The following is a 23,309-nucleotide window of genomic DNA, read 5'->3' on the forward strand; positions in this document are numbered from 1 at the left end:
GGCAATCCTTATTTATTAAAAAACCGGGATAATTCCCCTTGAATCAATGAAACCTGACCCGGTCTTTTAGCGGTAATCAATTCCTGCTTCAGCAAACGTCGCAACTGGGATTCAGACATCTCACGGCGTCTGTTCTCGGTATCAGGAGTAATGACGGTAGCCTCTTCTGACTCCTTCGTGACAGGGTTCATTACTTGCTTAATGCCGGCGATATTAACACCTTTTTCAATCAAAGCCTTAATCTCTAGCAGTCGCTCCACATCATTGAAGGAAAACAGGCGTTGGTTGCCCGACGTACGGGCTGGGACAATTAAGTTATGCTGCTCATAATAGCGAATTTGTCTGGCAGATAGATCCGTAAGCTTCATAACAATGCCTATCGGAAATAACGCCATATTCCTCCGAATCTCATCACCCATATCTCATCAACCTTCCAAGTGGTCTATTCTGATCCTATTGTACATTTCCTGATCAACCACGTCAACCGCATGTAAGGATAACTCACAACAATTTACGATCTTTCATGCTTTGGAGGGCCATAAGCACACCATATTTAACATGAGAGTAGGTTAAGCCGCCTTGCATATAACCGATATAAGGTGATCGGATCGGCGCGTCCGCAGATAATTCGAGACTTCCCCCCTGAATGAACGTACCTGCCGCCATGATTACGGGATGTTCATACCCAGGCATATCCCAAGGTTCAGGCACCACATGACTATCGACCGCCGCAGCCCGTTGAATCCCTTGAACAAAAGCGATCAGATGATCCGCTCCGGTAAACGATACCGCTTGGATCAAATCGGTTCGCTCATCCTGCCAGCCCGGCTTGGTTGTGAATCCCACCGCCTCAAACATCGCGGCAGCATAAATGCTGCCCTTGACCGCTTGTCCAACCGTGGATGGTGCCAGGAATAATCCCTGATAGATGCCTCTGGTCGTTCCCAGCATAGCCCCCACTTCTCGTCCGATGCCGGGAGCGGTCAGCCGATAGGCCGCCTTATCGACATAGGCTGCTTTACCGCATATGTAGCCGCCGGTTTCAGCAATGCCGCCGCCAGGGTTTTTGATAAGCGAGCCTGCCATCAGGTCAACGCCAACCTCCGTCGGTTCCAATCGCTCCGTAAACTCGCCGTAACAATTATCAACGAAAATGATCAAATCCTGGCGTATAGACCTGATCCGGCTGACCATGTCACCAATCTGCGATACCGTGAACGAAGAACGCCAATCATACCCGCGGGAACGCTGGATACCGATCACCTTAGTTGAAGGCGTGATGGCCCTCTCTACCCGCTCCCAATCAATCTCCCCTTGTTCGGTTAGCGCAACCTCCTGATAACCGATTCCGAAATCCCGAAGGGACCCGTTGCCGTCCCCGGGTTCGCCAATCACTTTATGGAGGGTGTCATAGGGACGCCCCGAAATATACAGCAGCTCATCTCCAGGCCTTAACACACCAAACAGTGCTGTTGAGATCGTATGGGTACCGGAAGCAAAATGCGGCCTTACCAGGGCAGATTCGGCTCCAAATACGTCCGCATAGACTTCATCCAGCACTTCACGGCCGCGATCATTGTATGCATACCCGGTGGAAGCCGCAAAATGAAAATCACTCACCTGAAACTTCTGGAAAGCATCAATCACCTTCCACTGATTAAAATCAACAATAGCGTCGATCTCCCGTATACGCTGACCGATTTTGGACTCAATCTCACTGCTCAATTCGAGTATATCTTGCGAAAATCTTGCCATGACTAACTGCTCTCTCCTCTTATACACATGATGTCTCACATCTTAACATATATTTTTGTTGCATAGAACTCATCAACGTCGAGCCGCCCTGAACACGCAATATAAGCCCCTGTACAGGGGCTTATATTGCATTTCCTACCTATGCCTAAGATCCATTCTGAATGTAATCATGAAGCAAATAACCCATTTTCTCATAATCCGCTTTATTGATCCGAACCTCATAGAGGATATCATTCTCATCAAAAGACTGCTCCAGCACGTCTCCGACACGGTATACAACCGAATTCAGATCCCCGCGGTCAGCCGGAATCCGGAACGTCACGTTCCCTCCGGACAGCTGGTCCTGAATCGCTTCGCGTACCGTTTCCAAATCCTGATCCTCATACGCGCTGATCTTTAATTGTCCATCTCCCGTCGGCAGCATTTCCAGCTGGCCCGGCTCACAAGCATCCTTTTTGTTAAACAGAACGATCTGCGGTTTATCCGCCGCCCCCAGATCCTGAAGGATGGATTGAACGACAGCCATCTGTTCGTCCCGCATAGGCGAAGAAGCATCTACCACATGAAGGATCAGATCGGCTTCGTTGGCTTCTTCCAGCGTCGCACGGAACGCCGCTACCAGATCATGAGGAAGGTTCTGTATAAATCCTACGGTATCCGTAAGGACGACTTCTTTGCCGCTCGGCAGCTCCAGCACGCGCGAAGTGGGATCCAGCGTAGCAAACAATTGATCCTCGATATATACGTCTGCTGCCGTTAAACGGTTCAACAATGTCGACTTCCCGGCATTGGTATAACCGACCAGAGCAACCTGCACGGCCCCGCTCTTCTTCCGGCGCTCCCGATGGAGCGTCCGGTGCCGGGTGACTTCATCCAGCTGCCGCTTCAGATCGCTGATTCTGTCCCGGATATGCCTGCGGTCGGTTTCAAGCTTGCTTTCGCCCGGTCCGCGTGTCCCGATCCCTGCTCCGAGCCTGGACAGATTCTTGCCATGTCCCGATAACCGCGGGAGCAAATAAGTTAGCTGCGCTAACTCCACCTGGATAATCCCCTCACGGGTCTTCGCCCGCTGAGCGAAAATATCCAGTATCAATTGAGTCCGGTCGATAATTTTTACATCGAGTGTCTCTTCCAAATTCCGAACTTGTGCTCCGGACAATTCCTGATCGAATATGGCCGTTGTTGCGCCCAAGCCATCAATTGCCATGCGCAGCTCTTCGACCTTTCCTTTGCCGATAAACCACTTGGAATCCGGAACTTCGCGATTCTGCGTAATGACATCCAGCACCTCCACTCCAGCGGTTTCAGCAAGCTGAACCAACTCCTGCAGCGAGTGTTCCGGGTTTATTCCCGAGCGTTTAACCGCATCCGTCACCAAACTGACCAAAACGGCTTTATCTTCGATCTCTGTCCGGGTATCATGCGTTATATTTGTCATATAGCCAACTCCTTCTACCATTACGTCTCCTAATTTAACTAACCGCTGCTGCCCGCAATAAACATTATGATCCAAAGAAAGCAGCGCTACCCCTTCATTATGTTCGAAGACAAGCTTAAAATCATTGTATTTTTCCGTTTAACTTAAAGTCCTCCGGCCGCAGGGTCATAAGCTCCAGCTTGCCGGGATTACCGGTTACGTACTGATTCAGCAGCCGAACCGATTGATTCCTTATCGATTTCTCGATGACATTCCGTACATAACGCGCATTACTAAAAGCGTGCAGCCCGTGATCCTTCTCCATCTGCAGGTGTTCCTTGAGCTTGTTCAGCGACTGCGGCATCAAGATATAATCCCTCTCCTTCGCCATCAGCTCCGAAATCTGGATCAATTGATCCAGATTATAATCCGGGAAGTCCATCTGGATCGGAAAACGGGAATACAGGCCGGGATTCGAATCCATAAAAAAATCAATCTCATCGCTGTAGCCTGCCAGAATAAGAATGAACTGGTTTTTATGATCCTCCATCGCCTTGACCAGCGTATCGATCGCTTCCTTGCCAAAATCCTTCTCGCCACCGCGCGCCAAACTGTAAGCCTCGTCGATGAACAGGATCCCTCCAAGCGCTTTTTTAACCAGCTCTCTGGTCTTCTGTGCCGTGTGACCGATATATTCACCTACGAGATCCGCCCGTTCCACTTCGACCAGATGACCCTTATTAAGCACGCCCATCTTCTGAAACAGCTTTGCCACGATACGGGCGACTGTTGTTTTCCCTGTTCCGGGATTTCCTTTAAAAATCATATGGTACACATGACCGCCGCTTAATAAGCCTGCTTCCGAACGCATCTGGGCCACTTGAAGCAAAGCATAGATTTCAAATACCAGGTCTTTGATCTGTTCAAGACCTACCAGTTGATCCAGCTCTTTCTGTATTTCCTGGAATAGACTGTGCTGGGAAACAGGGTTTGGCGAAGGGGCCGGTTCGCGTTCCGGAACCGCACTGCTGATGAGTGGAGGTTCCGCGCTGCGGAGCACGACATTAATCTGCCTGGATGGCCGTCCTTCAGATCGGCCGTTAGCGGCCGTTACACGCCCGTTCATTGCTCCTCACCTCTTTATCCAAAGGGCTGACTATCTATTCCAATGTATTCTATTTACAGCCTGCTTATTAGAAGTTTCGTCCTCATAGGACACCCATGGCGATCAACAGCCGATCGGCCGTCCATTTCGTATAAGCCAGCACTTCCCTAGACTTGTGTTTGGCCATCGGCAAAACGGTAGATTCCGTCAGCGATATAGAAGGACGATCATAACCAAGGGTTGTCGCAACCTCCATCGCCCTCGTCCCGTGATAGTCATGGGTTATTATAATGGCGGTCTTCCACCCATGCTCCTCCATTATTGCTTGGCTGAAGAGCAAATTCTCGTAAGTGCTCGTAGCTTCGTTCTCCAGGAAGATTTGTTCCTCGGGTACGCCCGCGTCGACCAAGAAATTTCTCATTCCTTCGGCTTCGGTAAATGGATACCCGGGCTTATCAAGGCCTCCTGAAACGATGAAAGTATCAAAACGGCCTGCATGGTATTCAACCAGTGCATGCTCAAGCCGTTCGCGAAGCCCAGGACTTGGCTGATCTCCCCACATGGAAGCGCCCAAGATGATGCCGACATCCGCCTTTTCCGACGGACTGCTGACGGCGCTTTCGATCTTCCAATATGCATAACCTGACCATAGCACTCCAAGAACAACGAGAGAGAGCAGGGTAATCATCCCTCTCCGATACCATGCCCTCTTCTTAGTGCCTGCTCGTGGCAGACTCTTATGTATTTCCTGACGCATTATTTCTTCCTCCTGAACTCTCCGTTATGAAATAGCTGGTCGCGATGCTTCAGAGACATCATAAAGTAAGGGAATTCATGCGCGTCGATGGCCCGAAGCAGATTCCGTGCGGTCACCTTGGCAAGCCTGTAATCATCCCGGGTAATGTCATTCCGCCCTAAGGCATCCTCAAGCTCATCTTCATCCAGCAGGAACACTTCACCATTTTTGACAACAACTACGTCCAAATACAGATCATCAAACCAAGGCACACCCTGATCCGTTACCCCTTGTTTCTTGCAAATATCGATGTACCATTGAACAATATTTCGTTTGTCATCAAACATGGCTGTCACGATGAAATGGCTGTCCTTCGGATAATACTGCAGCCATGAATAGCCTTTGTCCGCGATTCGGTAAGTATGACGGCCATACGTCTTCCACAACGGTTCTTTCAGGCCATATATGGTATATAACGTGAGATACCCTGTAAATTGCTCACATTCCACATACCGGGAAGTGAAGTGCCGGCGGGTGATACGGCGCCAGTTCGCCCGATCTCCGAATTTACGTTTCATGGAACTTTTCCTCCCCATTCGTATTCCCAGCTTACCACATTTGGGTTTCACACTCAAAACAAAGAAGCCTCCGCAATCATGCGGAGGCTTTCAAATTCATTATGGGCTGTCCTGGGACTCGTCAGATCCGTCAACCGGATCCGACGGCTCCACAATGGTTCCCGGTACCGTAGGAATATTGCCCGAATCGGTGTCGGTTCCTCCAGTGCCTGTGTCGCCATTGTTAATTCCATCTCCCGAGCCATCCGATCCATCGCCAGGAAATTGACCATCTTGGCCATTCCCGGCCCCGTTTCCATTGTCAGGAGGATTCGTTCCATTACCGTTACCGTTACCGTTACCATTTCCGTTGCCATTGCCTGGGCCTTCACCATTCCCATTGCCTGGCTCGCCATTACCGTTGCCGTTTCCGTTCCCGTTGCCATTCTCATTTCCAGGAGGGAACTCATTGCCTGCTCCGTTGTCACCTTCATCAACAGGAGGCGGTTCCTGGATGTCCCCCGGATCGGGTTCCAGATCCTCAGGCGGCAATTCCTCGGAAACAGCCACGATTTGTAAAATGTTCGAAGGTTCCGACTCATCGCCGGTTGATGGATCGAAGGCCGTCACGTAATAATCGTAAGTCAAACCTTCCATCGCACTCATATCCTCGATAGCGGTTCCTCCCAAGGAATCGAGAATGCGGGTGTATTCCGATTCCGACGTTTCCTTACGGTACACGCGGTATTGAATGTTGCCGTGAACCGGATTCCAGCTCAGTGATACAGTCTGAGTCTCCCCGTTATAGGAGCCCGTCAAACCGCTGACTGCAGTTAATGTCGTTTCTTCTACAGGCGGCTGTACCGGCTCGGTACTCGGGAAGCTCTTGGCTTCATATCCCTGAACCGCCTTCTCCATTACTTTGCCCCATAGGGAAGCCGAGATCGAACTGCTTCGTTTCAGCAGATGCTGCCGGTCAGGGTTGTCATAACCCATCCATACAGCTGCCGTTAACTCCGGCGTATATCCGACAAACCATACGTCGCGGTTTGAGCTGACGCCCTTATAGCCGCTCTGCGTGGTTCCGGTCTTACCGGCTACCGGACGGCTGATTCGAGCATTTCTACCCGTTCCGTCCTCTACGACGCGCTTCATCATGTCTGTCATTTGCGAAGCCGTCGAAGCACTCATTACGCGCTTCCCTTTGCTGCCTTTATTCTCATGCACAACCTTGCCTTTGTTATCCTTAATCTGTTTGATCGCAAAAGCCTCTTTAAATTCTCCGCCATTGGCAAAAGCGCTGAAAGCCTGTGCCATCTCAAATGTGTTCGTACCTGTATCCATTCCGCCGAGGGCCAGGGATAAGTTCGCATCGCCTTCGGTCATCTTGATGCCGAGACTCTGTGCAAACTCGAATCCGGCTTTTACGCCGATTTGGTTCAACAGCCATACGGCCGGAATGTTCTCGGAACGCTGAATCGCTTCCGGCATGCCAATGGTCTCCGAGTAACCGTGCAGGTTGTTCGGACAGTAATTGCTGCCAAAACATTGCTTTTTATTACTTAATCTGGAGTCCTTCGTAAACTTCCCGGATTCCAGCGCCGGTGCATACGATACAATTGGCTTCAAGGCGGATCCCGGCTGACGACGGCTGTCGGTAGCCCGGCTGAACCCGCCGCGCGTATATTCCCGTCCACCGGACATGGCGACGATACCGCCGGTTTCCTGGTTTATGATGACCATAGAACCTTCAACCGGCACGTCGTCCGGACTTTCTTCAAAGTTTTCCGGATTCTTGAACTCTTCTTCCATTGCCGTCTGGGCATTCACGTCCATCGTGGTGTAAATCTGATAACCGCCGATGTTAACGTCGTCCTCGGTAAGGCCCCACTTCTCTTCTGCCTCTTCCATGACATAATCGATAAACGCTGTATATTTCTGCTGTCTTTCAGGCGGTGTATAAGCATAGTCCACTTTTTTGGCTTCCGCTGCCTCTTCGGCCGTGATATACCCCTGCTGTTCCATCAGGGTCAATACGACCGCACGACGCTCTTTGGAGAGGTCAGGATTCTTAAGCGGATTATATCGGGACGGTCCCTTCGGCATTGCCGCAAGTGTCGCCATTTCCCATAAATCCAGCTTGTTCAGATCCGACTTGCCGAAATAACGCTCGGATGCGGCTTTGATGCCGTAATAAGGTCCTCCGAAGTTAATCCGGTTTAAATACATCTCGATAATTTCCTGTTTGCTGTGCTGACGCTCAAGCGCCAGCGCGATCGACATTTCCGTCGCCTTCCGGAAGAAGGTTTTATCCCTGGTCAAGAATATATTCTTCGCCAGCTGCTGCGTGATCGTGCTTCCGCCTTCAACCATGGAACGGGCCATGATATCCTTTACCGCTGCGCGGCCGATCGACCACATGTCCACGCCGTTGTGCTCCATGAACCGTTTATCTTCTGTTGCAATGAATGCTTGTATCAATTTCTCAGGAATATCCTCGTACTTCACGGGATCACTCTTCTGGAGGGATAGTTCGCCCATCAGCGCGCCATTACGGTCATATACCTTGGAAGTACCGTATGCGGTCAGCTTATCCTGATTCTGCTCCAGCAGCTTTTCACCGCTGATCAGGATGAACAAATAACCTGCAAGCGCACAGAAGATCGCAATGACGGCCGTGAAAAACAACGCCCACGCGATTCGCTTTCCCTTGCCCTTTTTCTTCTTCGCATTCGGTTTCGTGGTTTTGGATGTCTTCGAGTTGTCTTTGTTTTTATTCAACCGTGACATCTGATTATCTTTTCCAGCCATTTGTCCCCCTCCTTACTCCCTTGCGGGATCAAGCCTTCTGACTTTAAGTCATGCCTCGGAAAGAAAAGAACAACCTTCTCAGGTTGCTCTCTGCACTCCTTATAAGCTAAACGAATTATAAACCAAAAAGTTTCAAATTAATCAGTTGACGGTATGATTCTGCTCTTTATAAAACCATTCTAAAATCTATTGATCGCTGCTGTTATCCTGCATCAGGGACACATTACGCTGCGGCATGAACGTGGAGATAGCATGCTTGTACACCATTTGCTGACGGCCGTCGCTGTCAATCACGATGGTAAAATTGTCAAAAGCTTTGATCGTTCCACGGATCTGAAAGCCGTTTGTAAGGTATACCGTGGCCGGAATGTTCTCTTTGCGCAGTTGGTTCAAGAACGTGTCTTGGATGTTAATGGACTTGTTCATTAGCCGTACCCCCAATGGTTCATTTAGATTGTTTTGAAAATATATTCAAGATTTCAGTGAAACTTTCCTGCTATTATAGCACGGATTTTTTGATAGTTTGCAGAAAAATTTCCCGAGTCGGTGACGTCTACCCACTCGATGTCCTTCATGTGGCGAAACCAAGATAACTGCCGCTTAGCGAAACGGCGTGTATCGCGCTTGAGCAGCACGACGGCCTCCTCGTAGCTGAATTCTCCGCTAAGGTATGAAACGATTTCCTTATAACCCAGCCCTTGCATGGATACAAGTCCCGGAGCGAATCCTTTGTCCATGAGCGCCGCCACCTCATCAACAAGTCCCTGGCTCAGCATAAGGTCAATTCGCTCTTCAATACGGTTATATAGCATTTGCCTGTCCATTGTCAAACCGACCAAGCATAAGTCATAGGGAGATTGCTTGGTTTGGGGCGCCAGCTGGGCCGAAAGTGGGATGCCGGTCATATGGTATACTTCCAAAGCACGAACGACCCGACGTAGGTCATTAGGGTGAAGCCGTTCGGCCGTTTCAGGATCAACCTCTGCCAATTTTTGATGAAGAGCCTCGGCTCCGTGTTCATTGGCATAGCGGAACTGCTCTTCCCTAAAAACTTCATCCGCTCCGGTCTCGCTAAACTGATAGCCGTAGCACACTGACTCCACATAAAGGCCGGTTCCGCCAACAATGAACGGAAGTTTTCCCCGCTGCGTGATCTCCGTAATGAGCCTTTGGCTTTGCTCTTGAAATTCGGCTACCGAATAGGGGTGATCGGGCTCGTGAATGTCAATGAGATGGTGGGGGACGCCTTCCATTTCTTCGACAGAAATTTTGGCTGTTCCGATATCCATTCCCCGGTATACCTGCATCGAATCGCCGGAGATAATCTCACATCCGAATTCCTTCGCAATTTCAATGCTCATTTTGGTTTTACCTACAGCTGTCGGTCCAATAAGAACGAGCAGTTTCGGTTTGGTTTCATCTATCAATGGAAATCACTCCGTACGTTATTTTCGATTTTCCCCGTTCAGGCAATGTAAAGCCAAGCCGTTCAAACTCTCCGCTGGATCGCGCTTCCTTCATGACAACGGTTTTGCGCGCGACCCTAACCGCTTCCCTCACACTTTCCATTTCCAGCGGCTCCCCGTTTGCATAATGTCTCAAAGGATGAATGGAAGCCGATTCGGCGATCGGTTCGCGGAACATCGGATCAAAATAAACAATGTCTACGCTCCGATCCGGCAGCGACTTCAAATAATCCAGGTGATGGCTGTGTCTGACCTCGATTCGCCTCATCGCCTGATCACTGGCCTCCAGATGGCTTTCATAGGTCCGAAGCCCTTCTTTCAGCAGCGCATACAAGGGAAGTGAGCTTTCCAGAGCAGTGATCCGACTGTTCGGGCCGCCCTTGCCCGAAAATACCAGGGAGTCGGCTCCAAGCCCCGCCGTACAATCCAGTACGGAATCCCCTTCCTCCATTCCGGAAGCCTCCAGCATGGGATCGGGTTTTCCGCTCAGTACACGTTTCAATCGGACAAACCCCATACTCGGATGAAATTCCATGACCGAGCCGTCCGGTCCGCTTAGACGTACATGTCCGTTCAGTACGACCAACACGTCGTCATCTCCGAACCTGCGTGCTAATTTTCGCAATGAATGACCGCCGCGCTGGACATAACGGCAGCCGGTTTCCCGGGCTAAACTTATCGCGCGCTCCACAATGTCCGGCGCTTCCGTTTCTCCAGTTGTTATAATCATGAAGGTCCTCCTTGCTGTTACATAACGCGCTTAAACATTTTCTCCAAATCATAAGCCGAGAACGAAACCACAATCGGTCGTCCATGCGGACATGTGTATGGCTGCCGGCAGGCGCCCAAACGCTGTATCAACGTCATCGCCTCCTGCTCCGTCAGCTTCTGATTGGCTTTGATGGAAGCCTTGCAGGAACACATGATCGACGAGGTTTCTCTCAGCTTGGCGATATCGATATTGCGTTCGCTCAGCACCCATTCAGCCATCTCTTCGATAATGGCCTTCTCGTCGCCCTTGGGGAACCAGAACGGATGGGAACGCACCAGGAAGGTATGACCGCCAAAAAACTCCATATACACACCAACCTTCTCAAACCAGTGCAGCCGTTCCTTCACCTTCTCCGATTCCGAGGGCGTAAATTCCAGCGTAATCGGCAGCAGCAGCTCCTGGGATGCGTCTGCCGGGTTGCCAAACTGTTCGTAGTAATACTCGTAGTTAATCCGCTCATGCGCGGCATGCTGATCAATCAGGTACAGCCCGGTATCATTCTGCGCTATGAGATAAGTGCCGTGATGCTGGCCGATAAGCGTGAGCTCCGGAAATGGCGGGATCTCTGGAGCCGGTCCTGAGGCCGCCTGCAGCCACTCTTTCGTTACGGCAGGAATTCCAGCATTCCCCCTGGTCTCATTGCGGTATTCACTGCGATAAGATGAAGCTGCTGCCGTTTCCCGCATTTGCGAGGTGGCGGATGTACCTGCTGCTCCGGACCCATAAGCGCGCTTGATATCCGGCTCAGACTGGGTGAAGACCTGCCCCTCCGGCCATGTCGCTGCATGTGGCGCCCTGAGAGGCATGTTTCCGCCAGTTGAAGGCTCGCCGCTTCCGGGGATCGCAATATCCCGTTCATTGCCGCTGCCGTTCGCCGAGGCATGGCCTTGCGCAGGAGAAAATTGCAGCTGTTCCTGGATATAGGCGTTGTCGCTTTTGCCAATATTTTGTTTGGCCGGGCGTGGAATCAGGATTTCCTGCTGCAGGACCTTGCGAATTTCTTCCTCCACCAAAGCGAACAGCTCTTGCTCTTTACTGAACCGCACCTCCAGTTTGGATGGATGCACATTCACATCAATCAATGAGGGGTGCATGGACAGTTGAATGACAACGAGCGGAAACCGGTTGATTGGCAGCAGCGTATGATAACCTCTCAAAATCGCCTGCATTAAACCGTAGTTCCGAATATACCTCCCATTGATGATCAGCGACATGCCATTACGGTTGGCCCGAGTATAATCCGGGCGGCTGATATATCCGCTTAGCGTGTAGTCCATATTCTCCGCTTCAAACGGCAGCATCGCTTTGGCCGATTGGGTACCGTATATGGCCGCAATGACCTGAAGGGCATCGCCGTTGCCCAGCGTCTGCAGCAGCGAGTTTCCATTGTGCCTGAGCGTAAAGGCAATATCCGGCCGGGAAAGGGCCAGACGATACATATAGTCAGATATATGCCCCAGCTCGGTTTGGATCGTTTTCATATATTTCAGCCTTGCCGGCGTATTGAAGAACAATTCCTTCACGAGAAAATCCGTTCCTCGGGGTGCAGCCGTTTCTTCGTTCACGCGCAGATGACCACCTTCGATTTCGATCACCCGTCCGCGGCCATCCTGAGCATTGGACGTAACCAGACGCACCTTGGATACGGCCGCGATGGATGGCAGGGCTTCGCCCCGGAATCCAAGGCTGGTGATTTGAAACAGATCGCGGCCTTCAGCGATTTTGCTTGTCGCATGGCGGTAAAAAGCCGTCTCGCAATCCTCCGGATCAATGCCGGCGCCGTTATCCGTTACGCGAATGCTGTCCAGTCCGCCTTCTTCGACCGTTACGTCAATCTTGGTGCTCCCGGCATCAATGGCGTTCTCGACTAGCTCCTTCACAACGGAGGCAGGCCGCTCCACCACCTCACCGGCAGCAATCTGGTTTGCAATATGCTCGTCCAAAATCCGAATAATCCCCATCGTTCCTACCTCCGTTTCATTTCATTCCCATGCTAAAATCACATATCCTTCGCTTGAAGCTTCAGGTCATTCAGGAATTGCATGGCCTGAAGCGGCGTCATATTCATCACGTCCACGCCTTTAACGGCAGCAATGAGGCTCTTGACGGCAGGATCTTGGGAAGCTTCCTGCGCCATGGAATGCTGATCCTTGCCAGGCTTAACACTCGGTTCAGGCACTTCCTCCTCGCCAAAAATGGAGAGCTGCACCACGCCGCCCTTCCGGTCGGCACCGCTCAAGCTTTCGGTATACGGCATCTTATTATCACGATGCTCATAGACAGCTTCCGGTCCGCTTCGTCTCTCATCGGAAGGAGCTGCGGCAGCTGGCTGCTCGCGCTGCATCACAATCCCTTGCTCCGATGCCACCGCGGCCAGCGAGGCCATCTCCAGGCCCTGCAGGAGCCCATAGGCGCGGTCAATGATGCTGCCGGGCAAACCTGCCAATCTCGCACAGTAAATGCCGTAGCTGCTGTCAGCCGCGCCAGGGATCAGCTTGCGGAGGAAATGCACTTTGTCTCCGCTTTCCTGAACCGCCATGGAATAATTTTTGAGACCGCCAAGGCTTTCCTGAAGATGGGCGAGCTCATGGAAATGCGTGGATACCAATGCCTTACAGCCGATATGGTCATGCACATACTCAATCACGGCTTGCGCAATCGCCATGCCTTCACTCGTCGACGTACCGCGTCCCAGCTCGTCAATGATAATCAGACTGCGGGGCGTTGCTTTTTCCGTCATGACCTGAATATCCGCCATTTCCACCATAAAAGTGCTCTGGCCGCCGATCAGATCGTCTGCCGCTCCGATGCGGGTAAAGATACGGTCCACCAGCGGGATAACCGCGCGCTCTGCCGGAACAAAGCAGCCCATCTGGGCCAAAATCGATAACAAGGCAACCTGGCGCATGTATGTGCTTTTTCCAGCCATATTCGGACCGGTAATCAGCAGGATCGAGGAGCCGTCTTTGCGTAAATCCGTCCCGTTCGCGATAAACGATGAATCCTTCATGACGGCTTCCACGACAGGGTGGCGACCGCCTTCAACGATATAATCATAACCTTCGCTCAGTTCCGGCTTCACGAACCGGTATTCCGCGCTGACCGCGGCCAGGGATTGATAGACGTCAATCTCGGCAATGCGCTCCGCGAGCTTTTGGAGCCGGCTCACTTGGGTATTCAGCTTGTCCCTGAGCTCGGTAAAGAGAGCGTACTCCAGATCCACCATCTTCTCCTGTGCCTCAAGGATCAATCCTTCCTTCTCCTTCAGCTCGGGCGTGACATAACGCTCCGCGTTCGCCAGCGTCTGTTTGCGCTCATACCGGCCTTCCGGCAGGGACGACAGATTGGACTTCGTCACCTCGATATAATAGCCGAACACCTTGTTGTAACCGATCTTCAGCGACTTGATCCCCGTAGCGGCGCGCTCCTTGGCTTCCAGCTCGGCGATCCAGCGTTTGCCGCTGGTGCTCGCTTCACGAAACTCATCCAGCCGCTCGTGATAACCCGGCTTGATGATGCCTCCGTCACGCACGGATACCGGCGGTTCGTCAACAATCGCATTCTCGATCAGTTCGCACAGATCGTCGCAAATATCCGTATCCTGAGCCACCCGGCGCAGCGTCTCGGAAGTAGACTGGGCACACAGCTCTTTCAGAGAAGGAATTTGTCTTAATGACAGCTTGAGTGCGTTCAAATCCCGTCCGTTCGCGCTGCCGAACGCAATCCGGCCGACCAACCGCTCCAGATCGTATATCTCTTTAAGCGCCATCCGCAAATCTTCACGCAGTATGTACTGGTTATACAAATGCTCAACAGCCTCCAGCCGCTCTTCAATCCGGCTGCGGGACAGCAGAGGTTTATCGATTCTCCGCCGCAGGAGTCTGGCTCCCATCGAGGTTTCCGTGCGATCCAGAAGCCACAGGAGCGAACCTTTCTTCGAACGCTCACGAACCGTCTCAACCAGCTCCAGGTTGCGTCTGGTGAACGGATCCAGAACCATGTATTGTCCCGGTTCATAGGAAGCAATCTGCGTCAGCTGCCCCAGCGACCGCTTCTGCGTCTCGCTTAAATACGAGATCAGCAGGGATATGCAGGCTCTTCGCTCCTCTTCCAGGCGGGCCCAAGCCGGCTCACCGAACTGGGTGCGTACCAATGCGTCCTCCCTACGATCCCATGCCGTATAAACGATGTTGCGGCTGCCTGGAAGCGCCTGAGATGAAATGATATCAAGCAGCGCTGCATCCCCAATAATCTCGGAAGGCTCATAGAGGCCAATCTCATCCCGCAGCCATTCCTCCGAAGATGGAACTGACGTCACATAAAGCTCCCCGGTTGACAGATCGCATGCCGATAAAGACATCAAGCCGCCCGTTTCCGTGACACACACCATGTAATTGTTCGACTTGTCGTGCACAACCTTGCCGTCCATGATGGTCCCCGGCGTCACGACCCGAACGATTTCCCGCCGCACCATGCCTTTGGTGACTGAAGCATCCTCCATCTGTTCGCAGATGGCGACTTTGTACCCCTTCTCAATCAACCGCTGAATATAACCCTCCGCGGAATGATAAGGGACTCCGCACATCGGTATTTTCTCTGTACCGCCGCCTTCGCGGCCGGTCAGCGTAATCTCCAATTCCTTCGATGCGAGGATCGCATCATCAAAAAACATTTCGTAAAAATCGCCTAAGCGGAAAAAAAGAAACGCATCGCGCGCTTGTTCTTTGACCTTCAAATATTGTTCAATCATCGGCGTATATTTAGCCATGACGTACCTCCATTACCTTCTAGCTTGACCTCCATTATAACAGAAATTGACCGCAAGGCATTACGGTTTAACGTGCGCGTTCAAAAAGGTCGGTTTTCAGCACCGAGAAGGTTGGATGAAGCTAGGGAGTGAGGAGCGGAGCGTACGTAGTTTGTACGTGAGCACCGGAAGGCCCGGCTGAATTCAAGATTCGATGCCGAGTTGCTTCTTGATTCACTTCGTGATCAAAATCGGACTTTTTGAACAACCTCTTAAACGGGAATATTCCACAGCGGCCTGATATCCCTGCTCTCATCCCAGGCCCGCCCCGCTTCCATGTGAGCAAGCGCCAGTTCGATTTCGCGGGCAAAGTCCGAATATTCCGGCAGCGCTGATAAATCCCTGTGCCAGCCTGCGATACATTCTTTAAGCACGGACTTGTCGCCTTCATAATAGGCGCGATGGTAACGCTCCGTATTGAATGGCCTCGCCAGCAAACGGTCGCTGTATCGAGCTGCCAGGTAGGCAACATACAATGACACCTTCGCGACAAGCGGGGAAACGAGAAAGCTGGGAAGCGTACGGTATTCAAACCCGCCATACGGCTGCCTCCGAAAATCCCCCAGGAACCCATAACGGGGTCTGCGAGAACGCCCCTTGGGGTCTTCGAGCAGCGCCAGCGGCAGAGCCAGATAATTATCCAGCGTCTGAAGAAGAGACAGGGAGAGCGGTACTCCGCTGAAATGAATATGGCCGCCTAGCGGAAAATCACCATAAGGCAGGGCTCCTGCCCTCCATGTCAGTGAACGATCGGTAATCAGGCTCTGGGCTTGATGCAGAGCTTTTTGCATTTCAATCATTAACGCCTTCGGATTCGCTCTCGGTAACGGCCTGAGCTCGGCAATGGGGTAAATGACCTCACCCCGAAAACGAACGGCGTCACTCCCGACCGACCCGCCGCGCTCCATAAATTCGGATGCAAACACAATCTCCCCGTTATCCTTCATCAGCACAAACTCGGGATCCATCCCCATGAGCAGCGGCGCAGCCAAAGGGGATTCACCGTCTTCGTTATGCGCGGGAAAACCTGCCGCCGGCACCCCCTTCGCACTCATAACGGTTTTAATCCGGCCCGCTTTCATGCGGATGTCCTCGACTACATATCTTCGCCCTGGCCGGGCATTGATGATAACCTCTCCTTCATCCACACCCAGCGTATACAGCGACCGCAGGGCCGCTTTCTCCAATCGCCGATGCAGGCCATCCTCATACCTCCCGTTCTCGGGGTCAGGCTCAAACATGACTTCACTGCCGCCGAGCTGGTAGGAGCGGATTGAGACTGCGGACAGCTGCTCAACATGGACGGCGTACCTGGCCGTGTAATGCTTTTCCTCAACCGAACTCAAGCCCAGAAGGGACGGTATCCCGGATCTGGACAGACGCGCTTGCGCGAGAAACACAGCAGCTCCCTTCAAGGGTACATATTCTTTTACAGCAGCTGGTTTTACTTTAAATTGAGCCATCTCCTAGTCCCCCTGTAAAAAAAATAAAAAAGAGGGCATCCGCCCTCCGCAAAGCTGCCCTCACTGCATATGCTAAGATTAGAATCATTCCTACAGGAGGGTTATCTTACAGTTCATCCTCCAGACCTTCGTAATCAAGGTCTTCGTAATCATCGACTTCGTCTCCCAGGACGTAATCGAATTCTTTGTCCTCGTAGTCGCCATGATGATGGCTGCATACTTTGACAACGACCTTGGTTTCGGCAATCAGCTCCACCGCGTACTCTCTCTCTACCCGCAGAATGACACTCGTGCCATTCGAGGATACGCTGGCCTCAACGCAGCTCGGCTCCTGTGTCGCTTCTGCCGACACTTCCACCGTGGATGCACGATGCTTCGGATCCAGATAGGAAAGAGGCACGCGTTCTACATACGATACCGTTTCTTTCGCCACATCGGTCTGTGAATTTTTGTCATAGGAATACCAGATGTTAACATCGTAAGTACCAATAACTTCAATTCCGTCTCCGGCGGCAACCGCCTCGTATTGATGGTTTATAATCCAAGCCCCCAAAATACTGGTCGGATTATTAGGCGGAGTCACGGTATGTGTTACGGTAGAGAATTTACGACCCTTGCCGCAGATCGCCTTCGTGATGATTTCTCTACATTGGTGTTTATGACTCAATGACATCTTCGAACCTCCTCCATACAATCATTCCATACATGTGTATGCAAGACATGGGCGAATGTTGAATGAAGTGGTCCAAATAAATTCATATGATGCTAAAAATATCAGATTTTTTTTTGCAAATCCCAGAGCTATACGGCCGAATCCGCGCGCTTCTGCGGTTTTTTTGCCGTGGGCGCCTTATACTTCTTTGAAATATTCAAATAGTATTCCAGCTCATGGCATAGCTGCAGGATCGCGGACCGGACCTCGAATTCTTCGCGGGTCGTCGGCAGTTCCATCTCCTTGAACCTGTCCTCCAGCTCAATCAGCAGTCCTTCGGACTTGCCCGTATACCCTTCGGCAACGACATCCATGCTTAATTGATCGAATATTTCCGCCGTCAGCACACCGTGAGGAAGCCGCTCGTACACCTGGGATATTTGATGCATCATGCTCTGGATATTCTCCATCTGTTCCTTCCGCATATAAAAATAGATGTTCCAGGAGCCGTCCGGATGAATCATCTGGTTCTCCGATGCCCGCTTCGCTTCCTCAATTCCTTTCTCAATCTGCCGGTTGGCCTCAATCAGCTCTTTACCGTCCCATATATGTTCAGGATCCCGAAGCGTAAGCGAGAAGTGACGGAAAATGACGGAGAAGAGCCCGTCCACCTTCTGGCGGATCTCCATCATCGCTCCCTCGCTGTTCGGCATATAAACCAGGTTCACAAGCATGGCCGATCCGAGACCGATAATCAACAGTTCGATTTGGGTGAGCAAAATGTCCATACCAATCTCTTCCCCCTGGAACACCCGAAACACCACGACCGAACTGGTTACGATGCCTTCCTTGAAGTTCGCCTTTGAAATCGCGGGAAAGGCAAGCAATATGTATAGAGCCAATACCCAATAATGAAATCCGAGAAAATAAAATAGAATACACGCCAGCACCAGACCCAGCAATGAAGCGAACAATCTGGACGATATGGAGCGCACACTCCGTTTTCGCGTGACGTCAACGCCAAGTATAGCAAGAAGACCGGCGGACGTAGCCCCCGGTATGTTCAAGGCATCTGTAATTAAGATGGCAAGCAGGCTTGCCGCAGCCGTTTTGATGACACGAAATCCCATATGATGAAGAGCCTCCAGGCGAGTTGATGATGACTATATATGTTTCATTTTTCATGTGACCACATATATAAGGTATCTTCATCCTAGCTTATTTTTATGCCATAAACAACCATGCCTGGGGGCAATAGACCAAGCCCATTAACGATGAGTCAGCAATTTCCTTTCTATATATACCACCATTTGATACATGGCTGTAGCCACAACGGCGATAATGAGCAGACTCGACAGCACAAGCGTGAAATTGAATACCTGAAACCCGTACATAATCAAGTAACCGAGACCCGATTTGGCGACCAGAAATTCGCCGACGATAACGCCGACCCACGCCATGCCCACGTTGACCTTGAGCGTTGATACAATCGCCGGATACGAAGCTGGCAAAATAACCCGCTGAAACACCTGGCGCTTGGTTCCGCCGAACGTCCGGACGACCTTGATCAGATTGGAATCCACCTCATGAAAACTGTTGTATACAACAAGCGTGGTCACGATGACCGTGATGGATAACGTAGTGACAACAATAGCCGTAAAACCTGCGCCAAACATCACGATAAATATCGGACCCAGCGCTACTTTCGGCATACTGTTGAACACAACCATATAGGGATCCAGAACCTTGTTAAGAAACGGTGACCACCAGATGAATACGGCGAGCAGCGTGCCTACCAGCGTACCGAGCAGAAATCCGACAACCGTCTCCCCTACCGTGATCCCCAAGTGCCCCCATAACTCGCCGCTGATCATATTCCCCCATATGTTGGCAAAAATTTTGGTCGGATAACTGAAGAGCAGCACGTCTATCCATTTGAATCTGCCCGCCGCTTCCCACCAGATAAAGAATAGCAGCAGCAAGCTAAGCTGGACGGTCAGCACGCGTCTGCGCAAACTTTTCTTCCGCTTCATGTGTTTTACATAAATATCCTGGAGCCAGCCCTTCGAAGAAGAAGCAGGAGGCTCATCCCTTGATGTCATAGGCTTCACTCCTTCCCGATCGTTTGCATTTCGCCCCAGATCTCATGAAACAATTCGTTGAACCCCGGCTCCTTACGAGCATAAAAAGGCTGTACCCGACGTATGTTCTCAGGAATATTGAACATCCGGTGAACCCTTCCCGGATTGCGGTTCAGGAGAATGACCCGATCGCTCATCGCAATGGCTTCGGACAAATCATGGGTCACCAGGATGGCGGTCTTCCCGCGCTCCTTCAAGGTGTCCACGATCAGATCCTCAAGCTGCAGCTTCGTCTGATAATCCAGTGCAGAGAAAGGTTCATCCAGCAGCAGCAGGCCCGGGTCCGTCGCCAAGGTCCTGACAAGTGCAACCCGCTGTCTCATTCCGCCTGACAGCTGGGCGGGATAGAGGTTGCCGCTGTCCCCAAGGCCCATCTCCTTGAGCAAACTCTGTACGATACCGCGACTTTCCGGATTCAACCGCTCCGTCAGTTCCAAGCCGATCAAGGCGTTATCCATAATGGTGCGCCAAGGAAATAAATAGTCCTGCTGCAGCATGTACCCGACCGCCGGCGACGGCCCGTTTACAGGTTTGCCGTTCACATAAGCGGCTCCTTTGGATGGCTGCAGCAAGCCGGCAATGACAGACAAAATCGTTGTCTTGCCGCAGCCGCTAGGCCCAACCAGGCTGATGAACTCCCCCGGTTCCACCTTCAATTGAATCCCTTCCACAGCCAGAGAGGCTTCCCGATCCGTGACATATACGTGAGCGATATCGTTCAATTCAACTACCGGTACCATTGGTGCTCTCTCCCTTCGTTCTATGGATTAGGCTAATTCATCATTTGGCTTGTTTCGCTTTCTCGGCAAAGCTGTTGTTGACGATTCTTTCAGGCGCTACCCGTTCTTTCAGTTCCCCGGCCTGCTCCATCACGTCCAGCAGATTGTTCCATTCCGCCTCGTCTACGATCGGATCGGTCGCATAGCTGCCCTGCTCCTTGTAGCGTTTAACGGAGGACACCACGATGTCGCGGTCGCTATCCTTAAAATAAGGCATGATCGCGTCCGCGATATCTTCGGGGCTGCTCGCATCCACCCATTGCTGTGCCTTGTAAAGAGCATTCGTAAACTTCTGCACCGTGGCATCGTTTTTGTCGATAAAGCTCTGTTTTGTCATGAATACGGTATATGGCAGTCGTCCGCTTTCTACGCCAAAGGAAGCCACCACTTTGCCACGGCCTTCTTTTTCAAAGATGGAGGCCTGCGGTTCAAAGAGCTGAACAAATTCACCGGTGCCGGAAGCATAAGCAGAGGCGATATTTGCAAAATCGATATTCTGAATCAGTTCCAGGTCCGCATGCGGATCGATTCCTTTTTTACGGAGCGTAAACTCGCCTGCCATCTGTGGCATTCCGCCCTTACGCTGACCGAGGAATACTTTACCCTTCAGGTTGTTCCAATCAAAAGCGCCCGCTCCATCCCTGGCCATCAAAAATGTCCCGTCTGTCTGCGTCACCTGTCCGAAGTTAATGACCGGATCTTCAGAGCCCTGTTGATACACGTAAATCGAAGTTTCCGAGCCGACAAGTGCCACATCGATGGCTCCCGACAGCAGGGCCGTCATCGTTTTGTCTCCGCCAGGGGTCGTCTGCAGCTCGACATCAAGCCCCTCTTCCTTAAAAAATCCTTTTTCCAATGCGACATACTGCGGCGCGTAGAAGATCGAGCGCGTCACTTCGCCAATCTTGACCTTCGTAGCCGATCCGCCGCCACCGCACCCGGCAAGCGCCACTCCGCAAACAAGCAGCATGGTTAACGCCAGCCCCCACCATTTTTGACGCTTCATCGTAACCCTCCATTCCCATTGACCCTTTGTTTCTTTTCAGCATATGCATGTGCCTGCCCAAAGGTTAAACGCCTGATAGATATGCTGGGGCTATTAATTTGGCATGATCGATCATAAACCGTCTATCAACGTATTTTCTCGGAAGACAGACCACGGTTAGTGTAAGCTTTTCTAGCGAGATAAGGGTTGAGGCTTCAGAGGTGTATACTGTCTTAATACAAAAAAAACGCAGCCACTTGGGCTGCGTTTATAATGTGGATCAAAGTTTGTAAATCTCTTTATACTTCTCTTCGAGATAATCGGCCAGATAGTCCGGATTCAGTTCTTCTCCGGTGACGCGTACGATGATCTCGGACGGCTTCTCGCTCTTTCCGTACTTGTAAACCTTGTCCGTCAGCCATTCCTTGATCGGAGCCAGGTTCCCCTCTTCGATGAGCTGGTCGAGATTCGGCAGTTCTTTGCGCATCGTGTAAAGGAACTGAGCCGCATACATATTGCCGAGGGAATACGAAGCGAAATACCCGAAATCGCCGCCGGACCAGTGAACGTCCTGCAGGACGCCCATTCCGTCGTTCGGCGGCATAATGCCGAGGTATTCTTTATACTTCGCGTTCCAGGTCTCCGGCAGATCCTTCACGGCCAAACCTTCGTTAAAGAGTTTCTTCTCGATCTCATAGCGAATGATGATATGCAGGTTATAAGTAAGCTCATCCGCCTCAATTCGAATGAGAGAATTCTCTACCTTGTTCGCGGCCAAATAGAAATCCTCGATGTCCACGTCCTTCAATTGTTCAGGGAAATGCTGCTGCAGATCTGCAAAATAACGGCGCCAGAACGGACGGCTGCGACCAATCATATTTTCCCACAGACGGGATTGAGATTCATGGATGCCCATCGAGGTACCACCGGAGAGCGGCGTACCCGCAAGCTCCTTATCGATATTTTGCTCGTAAAGGGCATGCCCTCCCTCATGCAAAGAGCTGAATACCGCACTTAGCACATCGTCCGGAAGATACATGGTCGTAATGCGCACGTCTCCAGGGTTTAAGCCCGTCGCAAATGGATGCACGCTTTCGTCCAAACGTCCCGCTTCAAAGTCGTAGCCCATTTGCTCCAGCAGGAACAAACTGAATTTCTCCTGCTGTTCTTTCGGGAACAGCTGTTTCAAGAAGTCCGTTCTTGGCTTGAATGGCGATTCCTGGATCGCATGAACCAGCGGTACCAGACGCGCTTTCAGGCGGTCGAAGATGGCATCCACCTTTTCCACCGTTAAATCCGGCTCATACATATCAAGGAGTGTATCGTATCTGGTGTTTTTCACGCCCCAATAATCAATAAACTCTTGCTTGAACGAAACGATCTTCGTTAAGTAAGGTTCGAAACCTTCAAAATCGCTGTTCTTCTTCGCTTCCTCCCACTTCGTCTCCGATTGGGCGGCGAGAATGGAATACTCCTGGAAGCGTTCAGGCGGGATGGATTTGCTCTGATCGTACACCTTTCGCACTTCCGCAATCATGCGGCGTTTGCGATCATCCAGCTGCTGCGCCTGTTCCGGCTCCGCAAAAAATGATAATAGCTGTCCCATTTCTTCCGATATTTGCAGTTTAAATGCCTCTGTGGATAGAACCCCGATCGTTTCCGAACGGATTTCGGTTCCCTTGCGTGGAGCACCCGTCCGTAAATCCCAATGAAGTAGGCCAATAGCTTCGTAATAACTCATAATTTTGCGAACCAATCGATCAAATTGTTCCCATTGTGGTAAATGTTGTACTGCCATTCCGGCACACCTTCTTTTTTTATAATAGGATTCTTCTATACTCTATTGATGATACGTTTTACAAG

19 protein-coding genes are annotated in these 23,309 nt (G+C 51.3%); all 19 read right to left on the reverse strand.

The genetic code is table 11. The annotated features are described in order from the left end of the window. Positions 1 to 8: 8 nt before the first annotated feature. Positions 9 to 419, reverse strand: a complete 411-nt coding sequence (locus AK95_RS02005) for a MerR family transcriptional regulator (protein WP_006209652.1) — start codon at positions 417 to 419, stop codon at positions 9 to 11. 82 nt (positions 420 to 501) lie between these two features. Beyond that, positions 502 to 1,755 carry a methionine gamma-lyase family protein gene (locus tag AK95_RS02010; protein WP_071218236.1) on the reverse strand — a complete coding sequence of 418 codons (1,254 nt, stop codon included), beginning with the start codon at positions 1,753 to 1,755 and terminating at the stop codon, positions 502 to 504. Between the two features lie 145 nt (positions 1,756 to 1,900). After that, entirely contained in the window at positions 1,901 to 3,193 is a 1,293-nt protein-coding gene (gene hflX, locus AK95_RS02015; RefSeq protein WP_071218237.1) for a GTPase HflX, read from the reverse strand. Positions 3,194 to 3,314: 121 nt separating this feature from the next. Beyond that, entirely contained in the window at positions 3,315 to 4,298 is a 984-nt protein-coding gene (locus AK95_RS02020; protein ID WP_071218238.1) for an AAA family ATPase, read from the reverse strand. Between the two features lie 82 nt (positions 4,299 to 4,380). Next, the gene (locus AK95_RS02025) at positions 4,381 to 5,034 is read right to left on the reverse strand and encodes a YdcF family protein (protein ID WP_071218239.1); all 654 of its coding nucleotides are present in this window, start codon (positions 5,032 to 5,034) and stop codon (positions 4,381 to 4,383) included. Next, a complete protein-coding gene (locus AK95_RS02030; protein ID WP_071218240.1) occupies positions 5,034 to 5,591 on the reverse strand; it encodes a ribonuclease FAU-1 family protein in 558 nt (185 codons plus the stop codon). The genes AK95_RS02025 and AK95_RS02030 overlap by 1 nt, the downstream gene beginning before the upstream one ends. 99 nt (positions 5,592 to 5,690) lie before the next feature. Next, positions 5,691 to 8,381, reverse strand: coding sequence for a transglycosylase domain-containing protein (locus AK95_RS02035; RefSeq protein WP_071218241.1), 2,691 nt, complete (start codon positions 8,379 to 8,381; stop codon positions 5,691 to 5,693). Between the two features lie 186 nt (positions 8,382 to 8,567). Continuing rightward, positions 8,568 to 8,807 carry an RNA chaperone Hfq gene (gene hfq, locus AK95_RS02040; protein WP_071218242.1) on the reverse strand — a complete coding sequence of 80 codons (240 nt, stop codon included), beginning with the start codon at positions 8,805 to 8,807 and terminating at the stop codon, positions 8,568 to 8,570. Positions 8,808 to 8,860: 53 nt separating this feature from the next. After that, entirely contained in the window at positions 8,861 to 9,808 is a 948-nt protein-coding gene (gene miaA, locus AK95_RS02045) for a tRNA (adenosine(37)-N6)-dimethylallyltransferase MiaA (RefSeq protein WP_071218243.1), read from the reverse strand. Next, complete coding sequence (locus AK95_RS02050) at positions 9,798 to 10,577, reverse strand: class I SAM-dependent methyltransferase (RefSeq protein WP_071218244.1); 780 nt, start codon at positions 10,575 to 10,577, stop codon at positions 9,798 to 9,800. The genes miaA and AK95_RS02050 overlap by 11 nt, the downstream gene beginning before the upstream one ends. 17 nt (positions 10,578 to 10,594) lie before the next feature. Beyond that, positions 10,595 to 12,580, reverse strand: a complete 1,986-nt coding sequence (gene mutL / locus AK95_RS02055; protein WP_071218245.1) for a DNA mismatch repair endonuclease MutL — start codon at positions 12,578 to 12,580, stop codon at positions 10,595 to 10,597. Positions 12,581 to 12,618: 38 nt separating this feature from the next. Further along, positions 12,619 to 15,387 (reverse strand): DNA mismatch repair protein MutS, encoded by a 2,769-nt coding sequence (gene mutS / locus AK95_RS02060; protein WP_071218246.1) that lies wholly within the window; start codon positions 15,385 to 15,387, stop codon positions 12,619 to 12,621. Between the two features lie 251 nt (positions 15,388 to 15,638). After that, positions 15,639 to 16,889, reverse strand: coding sequence for a putative amidoligase domain-containing protein (locus AK95_RS02065; RefSeq protein WP_071218247.1), 1,251 nt, complete (start codon positions 16,887 to 16,889; stop codon positions 15,639 to 15,641). 106 nt (positions 16,890 to 16,995) lie between these two features. After that, positions 16,996 to 17,562: an outer spore coat protein CotE gene (locus tag AK95_RS02070; RefSeq protein ID WP_071218248.1), complete on the reverse strand. Its 567-nt coding sequence runs from the start codon at positions 17,560 to 17,562 to the stop codon at positions 16,996 to 16,998. A 128-nt stretch (positions 17,563 to 17,690) separates the two neighbouring features. After that, positions 17,691 to 18,671, reverse strand: a complete 981-nt coding sequence (locus AK95_RS02075) for an aromatic acid exporter family protein (RefSeq protein WP_071218249.1) — start codon at positions 18,669 to 18,671, stop codon at positions 17,691 to 17,693. 138 nt (positions 18,672 to 18,809) lie between these two features. After that, entirely contained in the window at positions 18,810 to 19,643 is an 834-nt protein-coding gene (locus AK95_RS02080) for an ABC transporter permease (RefSeq protein WP_071218250.1), read from the reverse strand. A gap of 5 nt (positions 19,644 to 19,648) precedes the next feature. After that, positions 19,649 to 20,422: an ABC transporter ATP-binding protein gene (locus tag AK95_RS02085; RefSeq protein WP_071218251.1), complete on the reverse strand. Its 774-nt coding sequence runs from the start codon at positions 20,420 to 20,422 to the stop codon at positions 19,649 to 19,651. 40 nt (positions 20,423 to 20,462) lie between these two features. Next, entirely contained in the window at positions 20,463 to 21,467 is a 1,005-nt protein-coding gene (locus AK95_RS02090) for an ABC transporter substrate-binding protein (protein ID WP_071218252.1), read from the reverse strand. Positions 21,468 to 21,726: 259 nt separating this feature from the next. Then, positions 21,727 to 23,244, reverse strand: coding sequence for a carboxypeptidase M32 (locus AK95_RS02095; protein WP_071218253.1), 1,518 nt, complete (start codon positions 23,242 to 23,244; stop codon positions 21,727 to 21,729). Positions 23,245 to 23,309: the final 65 nt, after the last annotated feature.

Origin of the sequence: Paenibacillus sp. LC231, from assembly GCF_001860525.1 — a bacterium.
Taxonomy (GTDB): domain Bacteria; phylum Bacillota; class Bacilli; order Paenibacillales; family Paenibacillaceae; genus Paenibacillus_AQ.